The 19,171-nt window shown below is 58.9% G+C and carries 19 protein-coding genes; 3 read left to right on the top strand and 16 right to left on the bottom strand.

What is annotated here, in order from left to right:
- Window positions 1-3 precede the first annotated feature (3 nt).
- From ACR0MV_RS12605 to trpS, 13 genes are all read right to left on the bottom strand, one after another.
- Window positions 4-771 (bottom strand): TIGR02186 family protein, encoded by a 768-nt coding sequence (locus ACR0MV_RS12605; protein WP_170427046.1) that lies wholly within the window; start codon window positions 769-771, stop codon window positions 4-6.
- 2 nt (window positions 772-773) lie between these two features.
- Window positions 774-1,694: a sulfite exporter TauE/SafE family protein gene (locus tag ACR0MV_RS12600; RefSeq protein WP_170427047.1), complete on the bottom strand. Its 921-nt coding sequence runs from the start codon at window positions 1,692-1,694 to the stop codon at window positions 774-776.
- Between the two features lie 348 nt (window positions 1,695-2,042).
- The gene (locus ACR0MV_RS12595; RefSeq protein ID WP_170427048.1) at window positions 2,043-3,011 is read right to left on the bottom strand and encodes an ABC transporter permease; all 969 of its coding nucleotides are present in this window, start codon (window positions 3,009-3,011) and stop codon (window positions 2,043-2,045) included.
- Window positions 3,011-4,105, bottom strand: a complete 1,095-nt coding sequence (locus tag ACR0MV_RS12590; RefSeq protein ID WP_170427049.1) for an ABC transporter permease — start codon at window positions 4,103-4,105, stop codon at window positions 3,011-3,013. Before ACR0MV_RS12590 ends, ACR0MV_RS12595 begins: the two co-directional genes overlap by 1 nt.
- A 1-nt stretch (window position 4,106) precedes the next feature.
- Complete coding sequence (locus tag ACR0MV_RS12585; protein WP_170467082.1) at window positions 4,107-5,636, bottom strand: ABC transporter ATP-binding protein; 1,530 nt, start codon at window positions 5,634-5,636, stop codon at window positions 4,107-4,109.
- Window positions 5,637-5,722: 86 nt separating this feature from the next.
- Window positions 5,723-6,721: a BMP family lipoprotein gene (locus ACR0MV_RS12580; RefSeq protein ID WP_170467080.1), complete on the bottom strand. Its 999-nt coding sequence runs from the start codon at window positions 6,719-6,721 to the stop codon at window positions 5,723-5,725.
- Window positions 6,722-6,880: 159 nt separating this feature from the next.
- Window positions 6,881-7,294: a GNAT family N-acetyltransferase gene (locus tag ACR0MV_RS12575; protein ID WP_480702336.1), complete on the bottom strand. Its 414-nt coding sequence runs from the start codon at window positions 7,292-7,294 to the stop codon at window positions 6,881-6,883.
- On the bottom strand, window positions 7,291-7,878 hold the full coding sequence (gene tsaB, locus ACR0MV_RS12570; RefSeq protein ID WP_480702335.1) for a tRNA (adenosine(37)-N6)-threonylcarbamoyltransferase complex dimerization subunit type 1 TsaB: 588 nt from the start codon (window positions 7,876-7,878) through the stop codon (window positions 7,291-7,293). Before tsaB ends, ACR0MV_RS12575 begins: the two co-directional genes overlap by 4 nt.
- The gene (locus ACR0MV_RS12565) at window positions 7,868-8,431 is read right to left on the bottom strand and encodes a NifU family protein (RefSeq protein WP_170427054.1); all 564 of its coding nucleotides are present in this window, start codon (window positions 8,429-8,431) and stop codon (window positions 7,868-7,870) included. The genes tsaB and ACR0MV_RS12565 overlap by 11 nt, the downstream gene beginning before the upstream one ends.
- A gap of 69 nt (window positions 8,432-8,500) precedes the next feature.
- Window positions 8,501-9,094: a DsbA family protein gene (locus ACR0MV_RS12560; protein ID WP_480702334.1), complete on the bottom strand. Its 594-nt coding sequence runs from the start codon at window positions 9,092-9,094 to the stop codon at window positions 8,501-8,503.
- A 10-nt stretch (window positions 9,095-9,104) separates the two neighbouring features.
- Window positions 9,105-9,560: a universal stress protein gene (locus ACR0MV_RS12555; RefSeq protein ID WP_170427056.1), complete on the bottom strand. Its 456-nt coding sequence runs from the start codon at window positions 9,558-9,560 to the stop codon at window positions 9,105-9,107.
- Window positions 9,561-9,624: 64 nt separating this feature from the next.
- Window positions 9,625-10,488 (bottom strand): branched-chain amino acid aminotransferase, encoded by an 864-nt coding sequence (locus ACR0MV_RS12550; RefSeq protein WP_480702333.1) that lies wholly within the window; start codon window positions 10,486-10,488, stop codon window positions 9,625-9,627.
- 59 nt (window positions 10,489-10,547) lie between these two features.
- Window positions 10,548-11,576, bottom strand: a complete 1,029-nt coding sequence (gene trpS / locus ACR0MV_RS12545; RefSeq protein WP_170427058.1) for a tryptophan--tRNA ligase — start codon at window positions 11,574-11,576, stop codon at window positions 10,548-10,550.
- 86 nt (window positions 11,577-11,662) lie between these two features.
- Here trpS and ACR0MV_RS12540 point away from each other — a divergent pair, with 86 nt between their 5' ends.
- The gene (locus ACR0MV_RS12540) at window positions 11,663-12,349 is read left to right on the top strand and encodes a rhomboid family intramembrane serine protease (RefSeq protein ID WP_480702332.1); all 687 of its coding nucleotides are present in this window, start codon (window positions 11,663-11,665) and stop codon (window positions 12,347-12,349) included.
- Here the strand turns inward: ACR0MV_RS12540 and murJ are convergent, their stop codons facing one another.
- The 3 genes from murJ to ACR0MV_RS12525 are packed head-to-tail and all read right to left on the bottom strand — an operon-like array spanning window position 12,350 to window position 17,839.
- Entirely contained in the window at window positions 12,350-13,891 is a 1,542-nt protein-coding gene (gene murJ / locus ACR0MV_RS12535) for a murein biosynthesis integral membrane protein MurJ (RefSeq protein ID WP_480702331.1), read from the bottom strand.
- Window positions 13,888-16,707, bottom strand: coding sequence for a [protein-PII] uridylyltransferase (locus ACR0MV_RS12530; protein ID WP_480702330.1), 2,820 nt, complete (start codon window positions 16,705-16,707; stop codon window positions 13,888-13,890). The genes murJ and ACR0MV_RS12530 overlap by 4 nt, the downstream gene beginning before the upstream one ends.
- Window positions 16,667-17,839, bottom strand: coding sequence for a penicillin-binding protein activator (locus ACR0MV_RS12525; RefSeq protein ID WP_170427062.1), 1,173 nt, complete (start codon window positions 17,837-17,839; stop codon window positions 16,667-16,669). Before ACR0MV_RS12525 ends, ACR0MV_RS12530 begins: the two co-directional genes overlap by 41 nt.
- An 88-nt stretch (window positions 17,840-17,927) precedes the next feature.
- On the opposite strand from ACR0MV_RS12525, the gene rsmI reads away from it, so the two are divergent.
- Both rsmI and ACR0MV_RS12515 read left to right on the top strand, forming a co-directional pair.
- On the top strand, window positions 17,928-18,785 hold the full coding sequence (rsmI, locus tag ACR0MV_RS12520; RefSeq protein WP_480702329.1) for a 16S rRNA (cytidine(1402)-2'-O)-methyltransferase: 858 nt from the start codon (window positions 17,928-17,930) through the stop codon (window positions 18,783-18,785).
- A 1-nt stretch (window position 18,786) separates the two neighbouring features.
- On the top strand, window positions 18,787-19,158 hold the full coding sequence (locus tag ACR0MV_RS12515) for a YraN family protein (protein ID WP_480702328.1): 372 nt from the start codon (window positions 18,787-18,789) through the stop codon (window positions 19,156-19,158).
- The last annotated feature ends 13 nt before the right edge of the window (window positions 19,159-19,171 follow it).

The following is a 19,171-nucleotide window of genomic DNA, read 5'->3' as shown; positions in this document are numbered from 1 at the left end:
CGATCAGTTCTCGCGAAGCAACCGGAACGCCGTCGAAGCCCCCCAACCTGCCGCAATGGCAATGACCAATGACATTAGGCCGTACCAGACCGGTTGCTGGCGGGACATGTTGTACAGGAACCGCTCCAACCCGACTTTACGTACGTCGATTGTGGTCTCGAATTGAGAAATGACTGAACCACCGCGGGTCAGGAAAATCCGCGCCGCGTATTCGCCTTCGGTCAGGTCTGCCGGCATCTCGATCGAGGTTCTGAACAAGGTCTGCTCGTCCACGGCCACTGTATCCTCGCGGATCGAATACAACCCTTCGTCTTCGCGGATACGCACGACCGCATCGGCAAAGTCCTGTGCGCCACGCACATTCATGGCTGCGCCAACAGACCGGATCGCCCGTTCGATTGAAATCCGATACCGGAGGTCTTCGGTATCCAACAGGATATCGTCCAGCGGTCCGCTGGTCGCAACCGCATAGAAACTGGGGGCAAGGTCAACCAGCACGCTGTCGGTGTTCACCCAGATACCCAGTTTGCGTTCTTTCCGTCGCACGGTCACCGGGCTGGAGGGGCCAGCCAATGCCACGATCACCTCAAGTGGAGGCCCGTCGGGAATAGGCGCTTCGCGTTTTACTGCACCAAAGATCAGAATTTCAGAACCGTCGAAGTTGGCCGTAATGGCCACGCGATCCTGGCTGAGGCCCAGAACAACCGCTTCGTCTGTGGCCAGCGCCGGGCTGGCGCAGAAGGCAAGCACTGCAAGCAAGCGTTTCAGCATGATCAGTGCCCCCCGCCGGTACCAAGCGAATACAACTCGGCCGGTTCAAGCAACAGATCCAGAGCCAGCTTGCCGCAGACCACCAGAACCAATGCGGCCAGCAGCACGCGCAGCTGTTCGGCTGGCATACGCGCCCCGATCACAGTGCCGATTTGGGCCCCGATCACGCCACCGACCAGCAGCAGAACTGCCAGAACAACGTCGACGGTATAGTTCGTGGTTGCGTGCAGCATGGTCGTGAAACCGGTCACGAAGATGATCTGGAACAGGGAGGTTCCGACAACCACCTTGGTCGGCATTCCCAGCAGATAGATCATCGCGGGGACCATGATGAAGCCGCCACCGACGCCCATGATGGCCGACAGAATGCCGACGAACAGACCAACCAGCGCTGGTGGAATGACCGAGATATACAGGCCCGAGGTCCGAAACCGCATCTTGAACGGCATCGCATGGACCCAGCCCCGCTGGCGGCGCTTGGGCGGTGCAGACCCGCCTTTTTTTGATTTGCGCAGCGCGTTCAGGCTTTCGATGAACATCAAGCTGCCAACCACGCCAAGGAACACGACGTAGCACAGGGTCACAAGCAGATCGACCTGCCCCAGCCCCTTGAGATAGTTAAAGATCACCACGCCAAGCGCGGCGCCCGTTAACCCTCCTATCAACAAGACGGTCCCCATTTTCAGGTCCACCGTCTTTCGTCGGAAATGCGCCAGCACGCCTGAGAACGAAGACGCAACGATCTGGTTGGCCTCGGTTGCAACTGCAACAGCGGGTGGAATGCCGATGAAGAACAACAGTGGCGTCATCAGAAAGCCGCCGCCGACACCGAACATGCCCGACAGGATGCCGACCATCCCTCCAAGCCCCAAAAGCAGGAAGGCGTTGACGGAAACTTCGGCGATAGGAAGGTAAATTTGCATATCGAGCTACTGAACGAGGGCTGACGGATCACGAATGGTGGCGCAGGCTGCCTCGGGTGGGAAAGGGGGTGAATTTGATGCGACGCGCGGCAGTAAAGCACCGACGCCCCATAGCGAATTTTTGTGCAACGGGTATTGTGTCAGCAGATTGATAAGGCTGAGAAACCCGGCGTGCCCCAAATCTTAGGCGCTCATGCGATATCGCCAGCCTGTTCAGGGCCAGCTTTGAGTCGCGGGATATATTTGGGGGCACGTGCATACCCCTTTAGAACGGTTGCGGCATGCAAAATCAACTCTGCATGCCGCTCTGCAGCGAACAGGACTGAACTGAGTCCGAAACTGGACTTATCAGCGCTCTTTCACATAGGGCTCACCACCCGCGCGCGGCGGGATGGCTTTGCCCACGAACCCGGCCAGAATGACGACGGTCAGGATATAGGGCAGGGCGTCCATGACCTGTACCGGAATGACCACACCACCCAAGTCGATGTTCTGGAATCGCAGTGCGACGGCCTGCAAAAGACCGAACAACAAGCAAGCCCACATCGCGTGCCACGGCCGCCATTTCGCAAAGATCAGCGCGGCCAGCGCGATAAATCCGCGACCGGCAGTCATCTCTTTGACGAACCCGGCCTGCAACGCGGTCGCCAGATAGGCACCGGCGATCCCGCAGAGCACACCGCAGATGGCAACCGCTGCAAAGCGCAGGCCTACGACCGACACGCCAGCGGTATCAACGGCGGCGGGGTTTTCACCCACAGCCCGCAGGCGCAGACCAAAGCGTGTGCGATACAGAATCCACCATGTCAGCGGGACCATCAGGAAGGCGATGTAGACCAGAATGGAATGGCCCGACAAAAGCTCGGAGTAGATCGGGCCAATAATCGGAACACCACTGATGGCTTCGGCGAAGGGGAACTCGATCGGCTCAAACCGACCGCCACCGAACAGCGATGGCGTACGACCACCTTGTTGGAACCAGCTTTGCGCAATCAGCACGGTCAGGCCCGAGGCCAAAAAGTTGATGGCAACGCCCGAAATCAGCTGGTTGCCCCGGAATGTGATCGAGGCAACACCGTGGAGCGCCGACAGAACCAGCGACGCGCCGATACCGGCCAGCAGGCCCAGCCAGACCGACCCTGTCACGGCTGCGACTGCCGCTGAGAAGAAGGCCGAGATCAGCATTTTGCCTTCCAGACCGATGTCGAAAATGCCCGCGCGTTCGGAATAAAGCCCTGCCAGACAGGCCAGCAATAGCGGCGTGGCCAGACGGATGGTCGAGTCGAGGACCTGGATCAGTGTTACGAAGAACTCCATCACTCGGCCCCCTTCCGCATACCCAGGAACAACTTTTCAAGCGGCATCCGAACCATGTTGTCCAACGCCCCGGTGAACAGGATCACCAGCGCCTGAATAACGACGATCAGCTCACGCGGGATCGAAGTCCACAGCGCAAGCTCTGCGCCACCCTGGTAGAGAAAGCCGAACAAAATCGCGGCGAGAAAAACGCCGAACGGATGCGACCGGCCCATCAGCGCCACGGCGATCCCGATGAAACCTGCGCCCTCGGTTGAGTTCAGGACCAAACGTTCCGCCTCACCCATCACGTTGTTGATGGCCATCAGACCGGCCAGAGCACCCGAGATCAGCATCGCGATAATGGTGATCCGCACCGGCGAAATCCCAGCATAGACCGCTCCGGTTTCGGAATGGCCGTATGCGCGGATTTCATAGCCCAGCCGCGTCCGCCAGATCAGCGCCCAGACAACTACGCAGGCCAAAAGCGCCACGAAGAACGAGATATTTGCAGGCGCACCACGGAACATCACGTTCTCTGCGGTCGAGAACATCGACTGGAAGGTCGGCAGGTGAACGGTTTCCGGGAAGCGCGCCGTCGCCGGATCTTGTGAGCCCTGCGGGCGCATCACATTGACCAGCATATAGTTCAGGAAAGCGGCGGCGATAAAGTTGAACATGATCGTCGTGATCACGATGTGGCTGCCGCGCTTGGCCTGCAGATAGGCCGGAATTGCAGCCCATGCGGCACCAAACAAAGCGGCCCCCAAGCCTGCGGCCAGCAGGGCAATGCTCCAATGCGGCCAGTCGATATAAAGGCAGACCATCGCTACGCCAAGTCCGCCTAGCATTGCCTGACCTTCACCACCGATGTTGAACAGACGTGCGTGAAAGGCGACGGCCACAGCAAGTCCGGTGAACATGAAGTTGGTGGCGTAATACAGGGTATAGCCCCAGCCATAGGTCGACCCTAGCGCGCCGGTGACCATCAGGTTCACGGCCTCAACCGGGTTTTCACCGATGGCAAGGATCACCAGCGCGGAAAGAATAGCGGCCAGTATCAGACTGATCAGCGGGATCAGAACGACGTCGGCCCATTTGGGCATTTTATCCATGTTACGCGGCCTCTCCCGCAACACCGGCCATCAACAGGCCTAGTTCTTTTTCATCTGTTTCATGGGGCAGACGCTCACCCATGATATGTCCGTCAAACATCACCGCGATCCTGTCAGAGAGCGAGAAGATCTCTTCCAACTCGACCGATACCAGCAGGATCGCCTTACCCTGATCGCGTAGGGCAACGATCTGTTTGTGAATGAACTCGATCGCACCAATGTCCACACCGCGGGTCGGCTGGCCCACCAGTAAGAGGTCGGGGTTACGCTCGATCTCGCGCGCGACGACGATTTTCTGCTGGTTGCCGCCCGAAAAGCTCTTGGCGGAAAGCCACGCGTTCGGGGGGCGGACGTCAAATTTCTCGATCTTTGCTTCGGTATCAGCACGCAGGGCAGCGTTGTCCATGAAGATCCCGCGCTTGTAGGCGGGGTCCCTGTGATAGCCGAAGGCGACGTTTTCCCAAGCGTGAAAGTCCATAATCAGACCTTCGCGCTGACGGTCTTCGGGCACGTGCGCGATGTGCTGCGCGCGGCGGGCCTGCCCGTCCGATCCCGCGCCGCTTAGCGCCAAGGGCGCGCCGTTCAGCTTGATCGATCCCTCTCCTGGGCGCATACCGCCCAGAACTTCCAAAAGTTCCGACTGACCGTTGCCAGCAACACCGGCGATGCCGACGATCTCTCCGGCGCGTACCGTCAGGTCGATGCCTTTGACACGCTCGACACCTGCCGAGTCAAAGACGCGCAGGTTCTCGACCTCAAGGATAGGCTTGCCTGGCTGTGCGGGCACCTTGTCGACCTGCAACAGAACCTTTCGGCCCACCATCAGCTCGGCCAGTTCTTCGGGGCTGGTGTCGGCGGTTTTGACGGTGGCGGTCATCTGCCCGCGCCGCATGACCGAAACGGTATCGGTGTTTTCCATGATTTCACGCAGCTTGTGCGTGATCACGATGATTGTTTTCCCTTCGGCCCGCAATCGGTCCAGAATGCGGAACAGCTGATCGGCCTCGGCCGGGGTCAGAACACCGGTGGGTTCGTCGAGGATCAGAATCTCGGCCTTGCGATACAACGCCTTCAGAATCTCGACCCGCTGCTGCATCCCAACGCCGATCTCGTCGATGCGCTTGTCGGGGTCGACGAACAGTTCGTATTCTTCTTCCAGAGCCTTCAACTCTTTCCGGGCCTTGGACAGGGACGGGGCCAGCAGCCCGCCATCTTCGGCACCCAGAACGATGTTTTCCAGAACGGTGAAATTCTCGACCAGTTTGAAATGCTGGAACACCATTCCGATGCCAGCCGCAATCGCGGCCTGACTGTCAGGGATGTCGGTCTTGTTGCCGTTAATCCAGATTTCGCCTTTGTCGGCTTTGTAGAAGCCGTAGAGAATGCTCATCAGCGTGGATTTGCCCGCACCGTTTTCACCGATGATCCCGTGGATCGTGCCGGGGGCGACGCTGATGGAAATGTCTTTGTTGGCCTGAACCGGCCCAAAGGCTTTGGAAATCCCTTTGAGCTCAATGGCGGGGACGGTCATGTCTTGCCCTCAATTGCCGAAAGGCCGCGGTGCACACGCGGCAGAGTGGAGGCGAGGCGGAGGTCAAACCCCCGCCCCGCGCGTTATCAGAACTGCAGTGCCGGGCAGCTGTCGTTCTCGTAGTAGCTAACGACCGAGATGTCGCCGTCGATGATGCCACGACGCGCGGCCTCAACCGCGTCAGCCATCTGTGCGTCAACCAGCTCGCGGTTGTTGTCGTCGATCGCAACGCCAACACCTTCTTCGGCCAGACCCATTGCGAACTTGCCGGTTTCCAGATCGGTACCCGCTGTCATCGCGTCATAGACGGCAACGTCCACGCGCTTCAGCATCGAGGTCAGAACCTTACCGGGGTGCAGGTGGTTTTGGTTGCTGTCCACGCCGATCGACAGGATGCCTTCGTCGGCTGCGGTCTGCAGAACGCCGACACCGGTGCCGCCAGCGGCTGCATAGATCACGTCAGCGCCCTGGCTGATCTGCGCCTTGGTCAACTCGGAACCCTTCACCGGGTCGTTCCATGCTGCCGGGGTGGTGCCGGTCATGTTGGCAACAACGTTGATGTCCGGATTCACGGCCTTGGCACCTTGCGCGTAGCCGCAGCCAAAGTGACGGATCAGTGGGATGTCCATACCACCGATAAAGCCAACGGTGCCCGATTCCGAGGCCATCGCGGCCATCATGCCAACCAGGTATGAACCCTCATGCTCGGCAAAGCTGACCTGACGGATGTTCGGAGCGTCCAGCCAGTTCACGTCAACCGCAACAAACTTGGTGTCAGGATAGTCGCCAGCAACTGCGGACAGCGGATCAGCCATGGCAAAGCCCATGGTGATGATCGGGTTGGCACCGGCCTCGGCGAAACGGCGCAGAGCCTGTTCGCGCTGTGCTTCGGACTGAAGCTCGATCTCACGATAAGTGCCGCCGGTCTCATTGGCCCAACGCTGCGCGCCGTTGTGGGCTGCTTCGTTGAACGACTTGTCGAACTTGCCGCCAAGGTCAAAAATCAGGGCCGGTTCGGCCAAGGCTGCACCTGCCGTCAGTGCGACAGCGGCGGCAGCGCCCATCAAAGATTTCATCAGGGTCATTTGTTACTCCCGTTGGTTATTGTCGGTCGGGGCCAAGATAGCCCCGTTCACCCACTGTGAGCGAGCATAACTGTTGTGATGGCGGGAATTAAGGCCGTTTGCAACCGCCGTGGTCAACTGATTTTTGACCAAATGGTCGAAAAAATGCAGCACGACGGCTTACCGAAGTGAAAAATCCATCACGATCGCATCGATTTTCTGATTGTTCCCGCGGGGATAATATCCTTTGCGCAGCCCGCAGCGGCGATACCCACAGAGGTCGTACAAAGCGATCGCGGGTAGATTGTCTGCCGCAACGTCCAGTATCGCACGGGTAGCCCCCAACTCTGCGGCTTGCGCGTGCCATTCCCGCATCCGCGCACGGGCCATGCCTTGGCGTTGCAGGCTGGGATGGGTGGCGATCGTCAACAGTTCAGCCTCATCCGCAATCACTTGAAATAGCGCAAATGATTGAGCGTTTCCAACGACATGAGTGAACCGATTTGCCAGAAGGCCGGCAAATTCATCCGCCGTCCATGGGCGCGATTGGGTAAAGGACGCGGCGTGCGTTTTGGCCAACTCTTCCGGGGTCATCCGTCCAGCAAAACCGGAGCAGTGTCCTTGGACGGTGCCGCATCCGCAGGTCGCACATACAAAGGGGCCGGGGGCAAGGTCGTGGTCTGCCATCGCTGCCCGGTAATCCGGGCAATCGCGCGGACCTGCGCGTCCGGGTCGTCATTCATGGTCAGGGGGCCGAGTGATTCTGCTTCGGCCTGGGCGATCAGCATCGGGCCTTTGTGAGGTACAGCAACGTAAACCTGTTCCCGCGGTGCGCGGATGGCGGGCAGGGCGTCGGTTGATATCGCAGCCAAGGCGTCGAATCCCGATACACCCACGGCCGGTATCCCAAGGCCCAAGGCCAGACCCCGCGCGGCTGAGACCGAGATACGGATGCCGGTAAAGTTCCCAGGTCCAACGCCCACGCCGATTGCGGTTAGATCTTTCCACGCGCAATCGGCCTCAGCCAGAATCTCTTCCAGCAGTGGCATCAGGCGTTCGGCTTGACCGCGTGTCATGGGTTCGACATGCGACGTTACGATTTGGTCACCGCTTAACAAAGCGGCCGCGCAATGCGCGGCCGATGTGTCAAATGCCAGAATGATCGGATCAGACGGCAACGGGGCGAACCTCGGTCACTTCGGGGATGTAGTGGCGCAGCAGGTTCTCGATCCCCATCTTCAGCGTCAGAGTCGAAGACGGGCAACCCGCGCAGGCACCCTGCATATGCAAGTAGACGACGCCCCGGTCAAAGCCGTGGAAGGTGATGTCACCGCCGTCTTGCGCAACCGCCGGACGCACGCGGCTGTCCAGCAAGTCTTTGATCTGGTTCACAACCTCTGCATCTTCGCCCGTATGCTCGGCATGGCCTGACGCCGGGGTTGCGTCCGCGCCGATAACCGGTTGGCCGGATTGGTAGTGTTCCATGACGGCACCCAGGATCGCGGGCTTGATGTGATCCCACTGAACGTCGTCCGACTTTGTGACGGTCACAAAGTCATTGCCAAGAAACACGCCGGTCACGCCGTTGACCGCGAAAATCCGTTTGGCCAAAGGAGATTTCTCACCGGCTTCCGCCGACGGGAAATCTGCAGTGCCCGCTTCCAGCACGGTCTGGCCGGGCAGGAATTTCAAAGTTGCGGGGTTCGGCGTGGATTCGGTCTGGATGAACATGTCACGGCTCCGTTTCAGTTGGTTCTGATATGCGGGTCCGCGCCGGATAAGTCAAGATTTGGAACGATTCTAAATTTCTGCGGCCAGCCGTATTGCATCATCCAACCGATCATCGCCCCAGAACAGCTCATTCCCAACCAGAAAGCTGGGCGCGCCGAACAGGCCCTTGGCTTGCGCAGTTTTGGTCTGCGCTATGAGGGCTTCTTTGATCTCAGGGTTTTTGGTCATGTCCATCAGGTCTGCCGGTAATTCCGCAGCCTTCAAGCAATCCACTAGAACTGTTTCCTCGGACACATTGCGACCATCAGCAAACTCGGCCGCGTACACCGCGCGCACGAAACGACCTTTTTGATCCTGATCTTTTATCGCCAGAGTCAGCCGCGCGGCCTTCAGGCCGTTTTGTGGGAACGGGTCTGGCTGACACAGTGGCAAGCCGCGCTGGGCTGTCAAACGCTCCATATCGCGCCACATATAGCGCCCCTTGGCCGGGTAAATGTTGAAGGGCGAGTTATCCCAGCCTTGGGCCGCGAAAATGGGACCCAGCAGAAAAGGGTGCCATTCCACGTCCACACCGCGCTGCGCCGCCGCCTCTTCGATTCGCATGGCGCTGAGATAGGAATAGGTCGACGCGAATTCGAACCAGAATTGGATGCGGCGCTGCATGAGGAGGACCTCAGGTGATGGCTTCAAGTTTTTCCTTGCTCAGATCACCGGGCACGATCGTGATCGGGATCGGCAGGCTGCCAGAATTCTTGGTCAACTGAGTCACCAAAGGACCGGGCCCCTTCTTTTCGATACCTGCACCCAGAACCAGAACGCCGATTTCTGGATCGGACTGGACGTGTTCGATGATCTGAGGAACGGGTTCACCTTCGCGAATGGACAATTCGGGGTCGATTCCCTGTTTGTCACGCATCCATTTGGCGAATACCTCGTAATGAGCGTGGATGCGTTCCCGCGCCTCTTCCCGCATGGTTTCCGCGACACCGATCCAGTGGTTGAACTCATCCGGCGGTATGACAGACAGGATTGTCACACCTCCACCAGTGTGGGCTGCGCGCATTGCTGCGAAACGCATCGCATTCAAGCATTCGCGGCTGTCATCAAGAATGACTAGAAACTTACGCATGGGTATCCTCATGTATTTCGGGGATCATGCCTGACCTGATACGGGCTGGCAACAGAGTGGATGACTAGCGGGTGCTTGCAGCCCAGTCCCAGTACAGTTCGCGCGCGCGGCGCGCAATTGGTCCGACCTGGTATTGCGTATCTTCCAGAGCAGTGACCGGTGTAATCTTGTTCATGTTGCCGGTCATAAATACCTCGTCCGCCTCGTGGAAGTCTTCGAAGCCAAGGACAGATTCGTGGACCGTCACACCATCAGCGCGCAGGTTCTTGATATGCCGCGCGCGAGTGATTCCCGCCAGGAATGTGCCGTTTGGAGTAGGGGTGAACACTTCGCCATCGCGCACCATGAAGATGTTAGCCGTGGCTGTTTCCGCAACGTGGCCCAGAGCGTCCGCGACAAGGGCATTCGAGAACCCCTTGGACCGGGCTTCTTTCAGCATCCGAGCGTTGTTCGGGTACAGGCACCCAGCCTTGGCATTGACCACCGCAGATTCCAGAACGGGTCTGCGAAACCGGGTGGTGGTCAGCGTGACCGAAGCAGTTTCGGGGGCCATTGGGATTTCTTCCAAACAGATGGCAAAGCCCGTGCTGTCCTGCTGTGGAACGATTGCTGTGACGTCGCCGTCTATTCCCCAATACATCGGGCGGATATAAACGGCTGAGCCTTTGGCGTAGCTGTCCAACCCTTCGCGAACAATCTCGACCATCTGTTCGGTTGTCACTGTCGGGGTCAACATCAGTGCTTCGGCGGAACGGTTTACCCGTTCGCAATGGGCCTCAAGATCGGGGGCCAGACCGTCGAAGAACCGCGCGCCGTCAAAGACCGAAGACCCCAGCCAAGCACCATGATCCGCCGCCCGCATGATAGGGGCGTCCCCGTTGTGCCACTGACCATCAAAATAGGTGCGGATATTTTTACCAACTGCCATGACGCCCTCCTTTGCCCTTGGGGCAACCTAGGAAGGCGTCACGGGAAGGTCCAGCGCAATCAGCCCTGTTTTGCGCCCACCATGCCCACGATTTCGTAGGTTTGTTGCAGGATCGGAGCGGCGATCGCCCGTGCCTTTTCCGCGCCTTGGGCAAGAATCCGGTCAATCTCGGTCTCTTCACCCATCAAACGGGCCATCTCGGTCGAGATCGGGGACAGTTTGGCCACGGCCAGTTCTGCCAGCAACGGTTTGAACTCGCCAAACTGCTTACCGCCAACATCGACCAGTACCTGTTCCGCCGTCTGATCGCTGAGCGCGGCGTAGATGTTGACCAGATTGCGCGCCTCGGGGCGTTCGGACAGGCCATCAACCTCAGAGGGCAGAGCGTCCGGGTCTGTCTTGGCCTTGCGGATCTTCTTCGCAATCGCGTCGGCATCGTCAGTCATGTTGATCCGGGTCATGTCGGACGGATCCGACGAAGACATTTTCCGCGAACCATCGCGCAGGTTCATCACGCGCGGTGCAGGGCCGCCGATGACGGGTTCGGTCACGGGGAAGAAATCCACGCCGTAGTCATGGTTGAACTTGATGGCGATATCGCGAGTCAGCTCCAGATGCTGTTTCTGATCCTCGCCCACCGGCACATGCGTCGCGTGGTAGGTCAGGATGTCAGCCGCCATCAACGCTGGATAGGCAAACAAACCCAGCGAGGCGTTTTGCGCGTTCTTGCCTGCCTTGTCCTTGAACTGTGTCATCCGCTGCATCCAACCCATGCGGGCGATACAGTTGAAAATCCATGCCAACTGAGTGTGCTCGGCCACCTGGCTTTGGTTGAACAGGATGGATTTTTCCGGGTCCAGACCGGCGGCAATGAAACCGGCGCAAACCTCGCGTGTCTTCTCACGCAGACGGGCGGGGTCTTGCCAGACGGTGATCGCGTGCAGGTCGACCATGCAATAGATGGTCTCGTAATCCTCGCCCTGCATATCCACAAAACGCTTGAGCGCACCGAGGTAGTTGCCAAGGTGCAGGTTTCCCGAAGGCTGGATGCCGGAAAACACGCGCGGCGTGAATTGAGTTTCGGTCATCGAAGGGAACTCCCGTCTGGAAAAATCAGCCCCCGTCGCTTACCCATGAGGTCAAGGGACGTCAACAGCCGCGAAAGGCCAGCCCAATGAGCAGTGAGCATTATACACCCGCCGTGAACCCCTTGCCGCCTGTGGTGGTGGCGTTGGTGGTGTTCATCATGGGGATCGAACTGGCATTTACGCTGGGCTCGCGCGGGATCGTCGGTGGCCCCTCGGCTGTAGGATGGCGGTTGGAGGCTCTGCAGAGCTACGCCTTTTCCCCCGATATTTTCCATTGGATGATTGAAAATGGTCGCTGGCCGTTTGAACATCTGATCCGGTTTGTGACCTATCCGTTCGTTTCGGGCAGCTTTACGCAGGCGATTTTTGTCAGCGTCTTCGTTTTGGCTATGGGTAAAATGGTCGCCGAAGTGTTCGGTGGCATTCAGATGCTGATCATCTTTGTCCTGTCTGGCGTGGGCGGGGCCTTGGTCTATGCTTTGCTGCTGAACCCGCAGTATCCGCTGGTTGGAGGGTTTCCTCCGGTTTACGGCCTGATCGGTGCCTTGACGTGGCTGCTGTGGCGCAAGCTGTCTCTGGTCGGGGAAAACCAATCCCGCGCCTTCAGCCTGATCGCGGTTCTGATGGGTATCCAGCTGGTATTTGGGCTGTTGTTCGGGGGCACGTCCGATTGGGTTGCCGATCTGGGCGGGTTTGCCACCGGGTTTGGCCTGTCATTCTTCCTGTCGCCGGGCGGATGGACGCGGATCGTAGGACGCATCCGCCGCGATTGATCAGGATCTGCGCAGCGCTTTTTTGAACTCGGACAGCTCAAACGCTTTTAACAGGTGACCAAGAGCGAAATAGGCCGCTGCGGCAACAACGATCAGGATCAGTAGTGCCAGGTAGCGCCAACCGGGTACTTGGAATGCCCAGCCAAAAAGATGCATCGCGGCATACAATACCACACCCATTCCCGCCGAGGCCGCGATGATCCGCCATACGCGACGTTTGAACCGATCATCCAAGCGCGCCTCTTCACCGAAACGCCGCGCACCGATCGCCAACAACGCAACCATGGCCCACCCCGCGACCGACGCCGCAATAGCCGGGGCAATCCATCCCACCAGCGGATAAAGCCCAAACGCCAACCCGGCATTCACGGCCATCGCAACCACGGCGTAACGGAACGGAGACTTCGTATCCTCGCGCGCAAAGAACAAAGGTTGCAGCAATTTTTGCAGCATGAATGCGGGTAGACCGATGCCGTAGATTGCCACCGCCAGCGCAGTAGCTGCCGTGTCTTCGGCGCTGAACTGGCCGCGTTCGAACAGGACCGACACCAGTGGTAAGGGAATGATCAGAAAGGCAACGGTCGACGGCAGGCTCAGCAGCAGTGTGAACTCTCCGGCGCGGGAATAGGCATTTCGCGCGCCATCCTTGTCCCCGGCGTGCAGGCGGCGGGACAGGTCGGGCAGCAACACGATCCCCACCGCGATACCGACCACTCCCAGCGGCAATTGATACAACCGGTCGGCAGCAAACAGCCAACTGACCGCCTTTTCAGTTTTCGAGGCAACAAGCTGACCAACCACCAGATTAACTTGTGTCACGCCCATCGCTAGGGCGGCGGGCACCGCAATGCGCACCATTTGACGCATTTCCAGGCTAAGCTTGGGCCGTCCGGGACGAATGCGAATGCCTGCGCGCTCGGTCGCCACCCAAACCAGTGCCAATTGCGCGACCCCGGCGATTGGGATGACGGTGATGAGCCAGCGGATGACCTCACCGCCAGATAGGGCACCGGCGATCAGCGCGGTACACGCAAAGATGTTCAGCAAAACTGGAGCGGCGGCGGCAGCTGCAAATCGACCTGTGGCATTCAGAACGCCTGAGAACAATGCAGCGAGCGACATAAACAAGATGTAGGGAAACACCACATAGCCGTAGTCCACGGCCATATCGAACCGTTCATCGCCGTAAAACCCTTCGGCGGTCAGCCAGACCAGACCCGGCATGAAAACCATCGCCAGCCCGACCAATGATAATACGGCTGCCGCCAGCAGGTTAAAGGCGTCTTGGGCAAACCCTTCGGCGTTTTCCTCGCCCTCGAGGCGTTTAGAGAACATCGGCACGAAGGCGGCGTTGAACGCGCCTTCTGCAAAGAAGCGGCGGAACATGTTCGGCAGGCGGAACGCGGCCACAAACGCATCCATGACCGGGCCCGGTCCGATGTACGCGGTCAATAGAATTTCTCGCAAAAAACCAAGTATCCGGCTGGCGAGTGTCCAGAACCCGACCGTGAACAGGCCGGAAAACAGCCGGATCTGCTTCATGAGCTCGCGCGCTCCGCACCTTCGGTGATGGCTTTGCGCAGCTTGGCCTCAAGCCCGCGCTGCTTGCCTTCCGAATGGTATTTCAAGCCGAACATATCCTTGACGTAGAAGGTGTCGACCACCTGTTCGCCATATGTCGCGATTACGGCGTTGGCGATATAGACATTCGCCGCAGCCAGCGTCCTTGTCAGGTCATACAACAGGCCGGGGCGGTCGCGCGTGTCGACTTCGATGATCGTGTAAATCTCGGACCCGTCATTGTCGAAGATGATGTGCGTCGGCACGTTGAAGGCACGTTCGCGTTTCTTGATCTTATCGCGGGATTTAAGAGCATCCCGCGCGACCACTTCACCCTTGAGCGTCTTGTGGATCATCTGCGTCAGTCGTGGCAGGCGGCTTGCTTCGAACGGGTGGCCTTCGGCATCCTGTATCCAGAACGCATCGGTGACGTAGCCATCTTTGGTGGTGTAGCTACGGGCATCCACCACGTTGGCCCCGACCAGCGCCAGTGCACCGGCGATGCGGGCAAAAATACCCGGATGATCGGCCATGGCAAAACAGGCACGCGTCGCGTCGCGGTCGTCATCTGGATGCAGGTGAATTTCCATCGCACCGGGATCGCCGCTGTGTTCCAGCGCACGTAGCATTTTGGCAAATTCAACATGCGTCGACAGGTTCAAACCCTGCCAATAGGGCGCATAGTGCCGTCCGGTCTCGGCCTTGAGATCAGCCTTGGACCAATCACCAAGTGCTGCGCGCAGGGCTTTCTTGGCCTCGGCGCCGCGGTTGGCCCGGTTGAGGTCTTCCATGCCTGTTTCCAACGCCCGTTTGGTTTCAGCATGAAGGGCGCGCAGCAGAGTTGCTTTCCAGTTGTTCCAGGTATTCGGGCCAACGCCGCGAATGTCGCACACGGTCAGAACCGTCAGCAGGTCCAGGCGTTTGACAGTCTTCACCGCTTTGGCAAAGTCCCGCACTGTGCGCGGGTCAGAGATGTCGCGTTTTTGCGCCATGTCCGACATCAGAAGGTGATAGCGTACCAGCCATTCCACGGTTTCCGAGTCAGACTTGTTCAGTCCCAGTCGCGGAGCCACCTTACGCGCGATCTGTGCCCCTAGGATCGAGTGATCCTCGGGGCGGCCCTTGGCTATGTCATGTAGCAACAGGGCCACGTACAGAACTTTGCGATTGACCCCGCCTTTCAGAATGGACGAGGCCAGCGGCAGCGACTCGACCAGTTCACCCCGTTCGATTTGCGCCAGATTGACGATGGTCTGGATGGTGTGCTCGTCCACCGTATAGCTGTGATACATGTTGAACTGCATCATCGCCACGATGTGCTCAAACTCCGGCAAAAAGGCCGATAGCACGCCCAACTCGTTCATCCGCCGCAGGGCGCGTTCCGGATTGCCGTGTTTCAGCATCAAGTCCAGAAAAATGCGCTGCGCCTCTTTGTCGTGGCGCATGTCATCGTCGATCAGGTGAAGGTTGGCTGTCACCAGTCGCATTGCGTCCGGGTGGATCAGCATACCGGTGCGCAGGCCCTCTTCGAACAGACGCAACAGGTTCAGCTTGTCTGCCAGAAAGGTCTTGGGGTCAGCCACGTCCAGGCGGCCATGGACAACCTTGTACCCGGATTTGACACGCGGTCTGCGTCTAAAAATCCGCTCTAGCAGCGCCTCGCCTTTGACGTGGGATGCTTCGAGTTTCGTCAGGAAGATACGGGTCAGTTCCCCTACCTGCGTCGCTTCGCGGAAATAGCGCTGCATGAACACTTCCACCGCCCGGCGTCCGGCCCGATCTTCATAGCCCATGCGGTCGGCCACCTCGACCTGCAGGTCAAAGGTCAGCTGCTCGGTCGCGCGTCCGGTGACAAGGTGCAAATGCGACCGCACCGCCCACAGGAACTCTTCTGCTTGGGCGAAGGTGCTGAACTCTTCGGCGGTGAACAGACCCAGCGGGACCAGTTCGGCGACGTCCTGAACGCCGTAGATATACTTAGCAATCCAATAGAGCGATTGCAGATCGCGCAGCCCGCCTTTGCCTTCTTTGACGTTGGGCTCGACCATGTAGCGCTCACCCTGTTTCTGGTGGCGTTCGTCGCGCTCCTGCAGCTTGGCCTCGATGAACTGACGCTCGCTGCCTTTGAACAGTTCGGTCTTGAGGCGCTTCTCCAGCTCATCGGCCAAGGCCGCGTCCCCTGCCAGATACCGCTGTTCCAGCATGGCGGTGCGGATGGTGAAATCATCTGCCCCAAGCCGAAGGCAATCCTTGATCGTACGTGATGAATGGCCGACCTTCAGCCGCAAGTCCCAAAGGATGTAGAGCATGGATTCAATCACGCTCTCGGCCCATGCGGTGATCTTGTAGGGGGTCAGGAAAAGCAGATCGACGTCCGAGGCCGGGGCCATTTCGCCCCGCCCGTAACCGCCCACGGCCAACACGGCGATCTTTTCGCCCTGTGTCGGCGTGGCCAGCGGATGCAGATCGGTGCTGGCGACCTGCATCGCGGTGCAGACCAGACCGTCGGTCAGGTAAGTATAGGACCGGGTCAAAGGCCTTGCGTCGAACGGGCGCCGCGCAAACGCATCTGCGATAGCTTTGCGTCCAGCTTTTTGAGCATCACGCAAAATGCGCACGGTCTCGTTCCGCCGTGCGCTATTGTCCTGCGTGTTTCCAAAGGCTTCCGACAGTTGTGCCAGGACGGCGGTACTGTCGAATATTTCATCGGCCGGACAGATCAGCTCACCCTGCGGGGTGAGCTTAAGAACCGGTTGATCAGAAACCGGCGCCAGAGAAGCTTTGAGGGGCGGAGTCAATCACTACTACCTGTTTGTTCTGGATCGTGGCAACGGCCAGACCGCGTTCGTTCGTGCCGTCAGACCGCAAGCGGAAGATACCGCCAACACCCTGAAAACCGGCGTTCTGTGTCAATGCCGAAGCGGTCAGCGCGTCGGATTTGCCCTGGCTGACCAGCGCCGCGATCGCCGCGATCCCGTCATAGGCTAGACCGCTGATCGGGTGCGGCGCCTCACCATAGGTGTTGTTGTACCGTTGGCGATACGCTTGTGCCTTGGACGGGTCAGGCAGCGCGAACCAGCCACCCTGTACGCCGGGCAGTTCCAGCGTTTGGGCAGGGATATCCCATCGCGTCAGTCCGATGTACTGCGTTGTCGACGGCGAGACGCCAGCCTCGGGCAGCAGTTGCGAAAACAGCGGCAGTGCTCCGGCGGTTGTGGCAGTCAGGAACAGCGAATCCGCCCCCGATGCGTCGACGGTTGACTTGATCGTGGGGACCGAGTTGATCACGCCTTGCTGCGAGCGGTCGTACCCAACAGTTCCTGCATTTCCGACGCGGCTGCTGCTTATTGCATTGGCAATTGCCGATTGTCCAAGTTGTCCGGCAGAGTCATTGCTGTGAACGATGACCATGTTCGACTTGCCGCGCGATCCGGCAAAGCTGACCAGACGGTTTGCCGTGTTCTGGAAGGTCGGACCAAGCACAAAGACGTTGCCGCCTGCGATGCTTGTGTTGTTCGAGAATGACAGAACGTTGACGTTGTTGCTCAGCACGGCCAGACCGGCCGAGTTTGCAGCCTGCGCATAGACCGGACCCAAAATGACCTTCGCTCCGTCGGCCACCGCGCGCTGCGCAACTTCGGCCGCCGTGTTTGAGCTGCCGCGCGTGTCATAAACGCGCAGATCAATCTGCACATTCTGCAGATCGGCCATCGCCAGACGTGCCGCGTTTTCTAAGCTGCGGGCCAGGGCTGCATCCCCGGAATTGCCCGATCCCGCTGGGACCAACAGGGCAACCGGAACGGGTTTGGATGTGTTGATCGACGGGCCTCCGCCCAGATTTCCGGGCTCACATGCGGCCAGCAACGCGGCAGTGGCAAGAATAGCAGCGGATTGCGCCAGCTTGCGAACGGGCTTGCAAACGGTAAACATCTAAATGAAAACTCCCTGTCCCGGCGGCTTGGGGTACCACCAATCTGTTAGGCCGCGATAATAAACGTCACGCTGTGAGGGTCCAGCTTTGAATTGCCAAAAAGTAAGATTGGGCGCTGGCCTGTATTTTGTTGCCACTCCGATCGGAACGGCGCGCGATATCACGCTCAGAGCACTGGATGTGCTCGCCTCGTCTGATGTAATCGCCGCCGAAGACACGCGCAGCTTGCGCCGGTTGATGGAGATTCACGGCGTCCCGCTCGAAGGGCGGCGAATCCTGGCCTATCACGACCACAGCGGCGCGGGTGCACGCGGGAAGATTCTGGACGCTCTGAATGAGGGTAAGTCCGTCGCCTATGCCTCTGAGGCCGGGATGCCCCTGATTGCTGATCCGGGTTACGATCTAGGGCGTCAAGCAGCCGAGGCGGGACATACAGTGACGTGTGCGCCCGGACCATCCGCTGCGCTGATGGCGTTGACGCTGGCCGGGTTGCCCACGGATGCGTTTTTCTTTGCTGGCTTCCTGCCCAATGCCTCCGGTGCCCGTCGTTCGCGGATCGAGGCGCTGCGGGACGTACCCGGGACATTGGTATTTTACGAATCTCCCAAACGCGTGGCGGCTTGCCTGTCTGATCTGGCTGATATGTTGGGCGGGAACCGTCAGGCAGCGATGTGCCGAGAGCTAACTAAGAAATTCGAAGAGGTCCGACGTGGGTCGTTGGAGGAGTTGGCCGCCGCCCTGAAGGGGCAGACGGTCAAAGGAGAGATTGTTCTGCTTGTGGACCGGGGACATTCGGAAACTGTTAACGAATCCGACATAGAAGAGGCGTTGAAACGAGCCTTGGAAACTCATTCGGTTCGGGATGCGGCAGATCTGGTTTCTGAAATGTACAAACTGCCGCGTCGTCCGATTTATCAGAAGGCTCTGAAACTGGGAAAGGGATGACATGACTGCGCGATCCGTCAAAAGCTCGGTATCGTATCATGCCGGGCAAGCGGCGGAACAGCAGGTTGCGTCCGACTATGAGCGCCGAGGCTACTCGATTGCCCATCACCGTTGGCGGGGTGTCGGAGGTGAGATTGATCTGATCGTGCGTAGCGCCGACGATGTGATCTTTGTCGAGGTTAAGAAAAGCCGCAGCTTCGATGTTGCTGCCCACCGGATCAACCGTCGTCAGATGGATCGGATTTGCGCCTCAGCCGCTCAGTTTCTTGAAACCGAACCCAACGGACAACTGACGAATGTCCGCTTTGATGCCGCTTTGGTGGATGGCTCAGGCGCTATTCAAATCATCGAAAACGCGTTCGATTTGGGCTGATCCCCATTGAACC

The organism is Ruegeria sp. BC3 (assembly GCF_056539265.1).
Note: the sequence above shows the minus strand (reverse complement) of the source record. Positions and strands in the feature narration are given on the sequence as shown.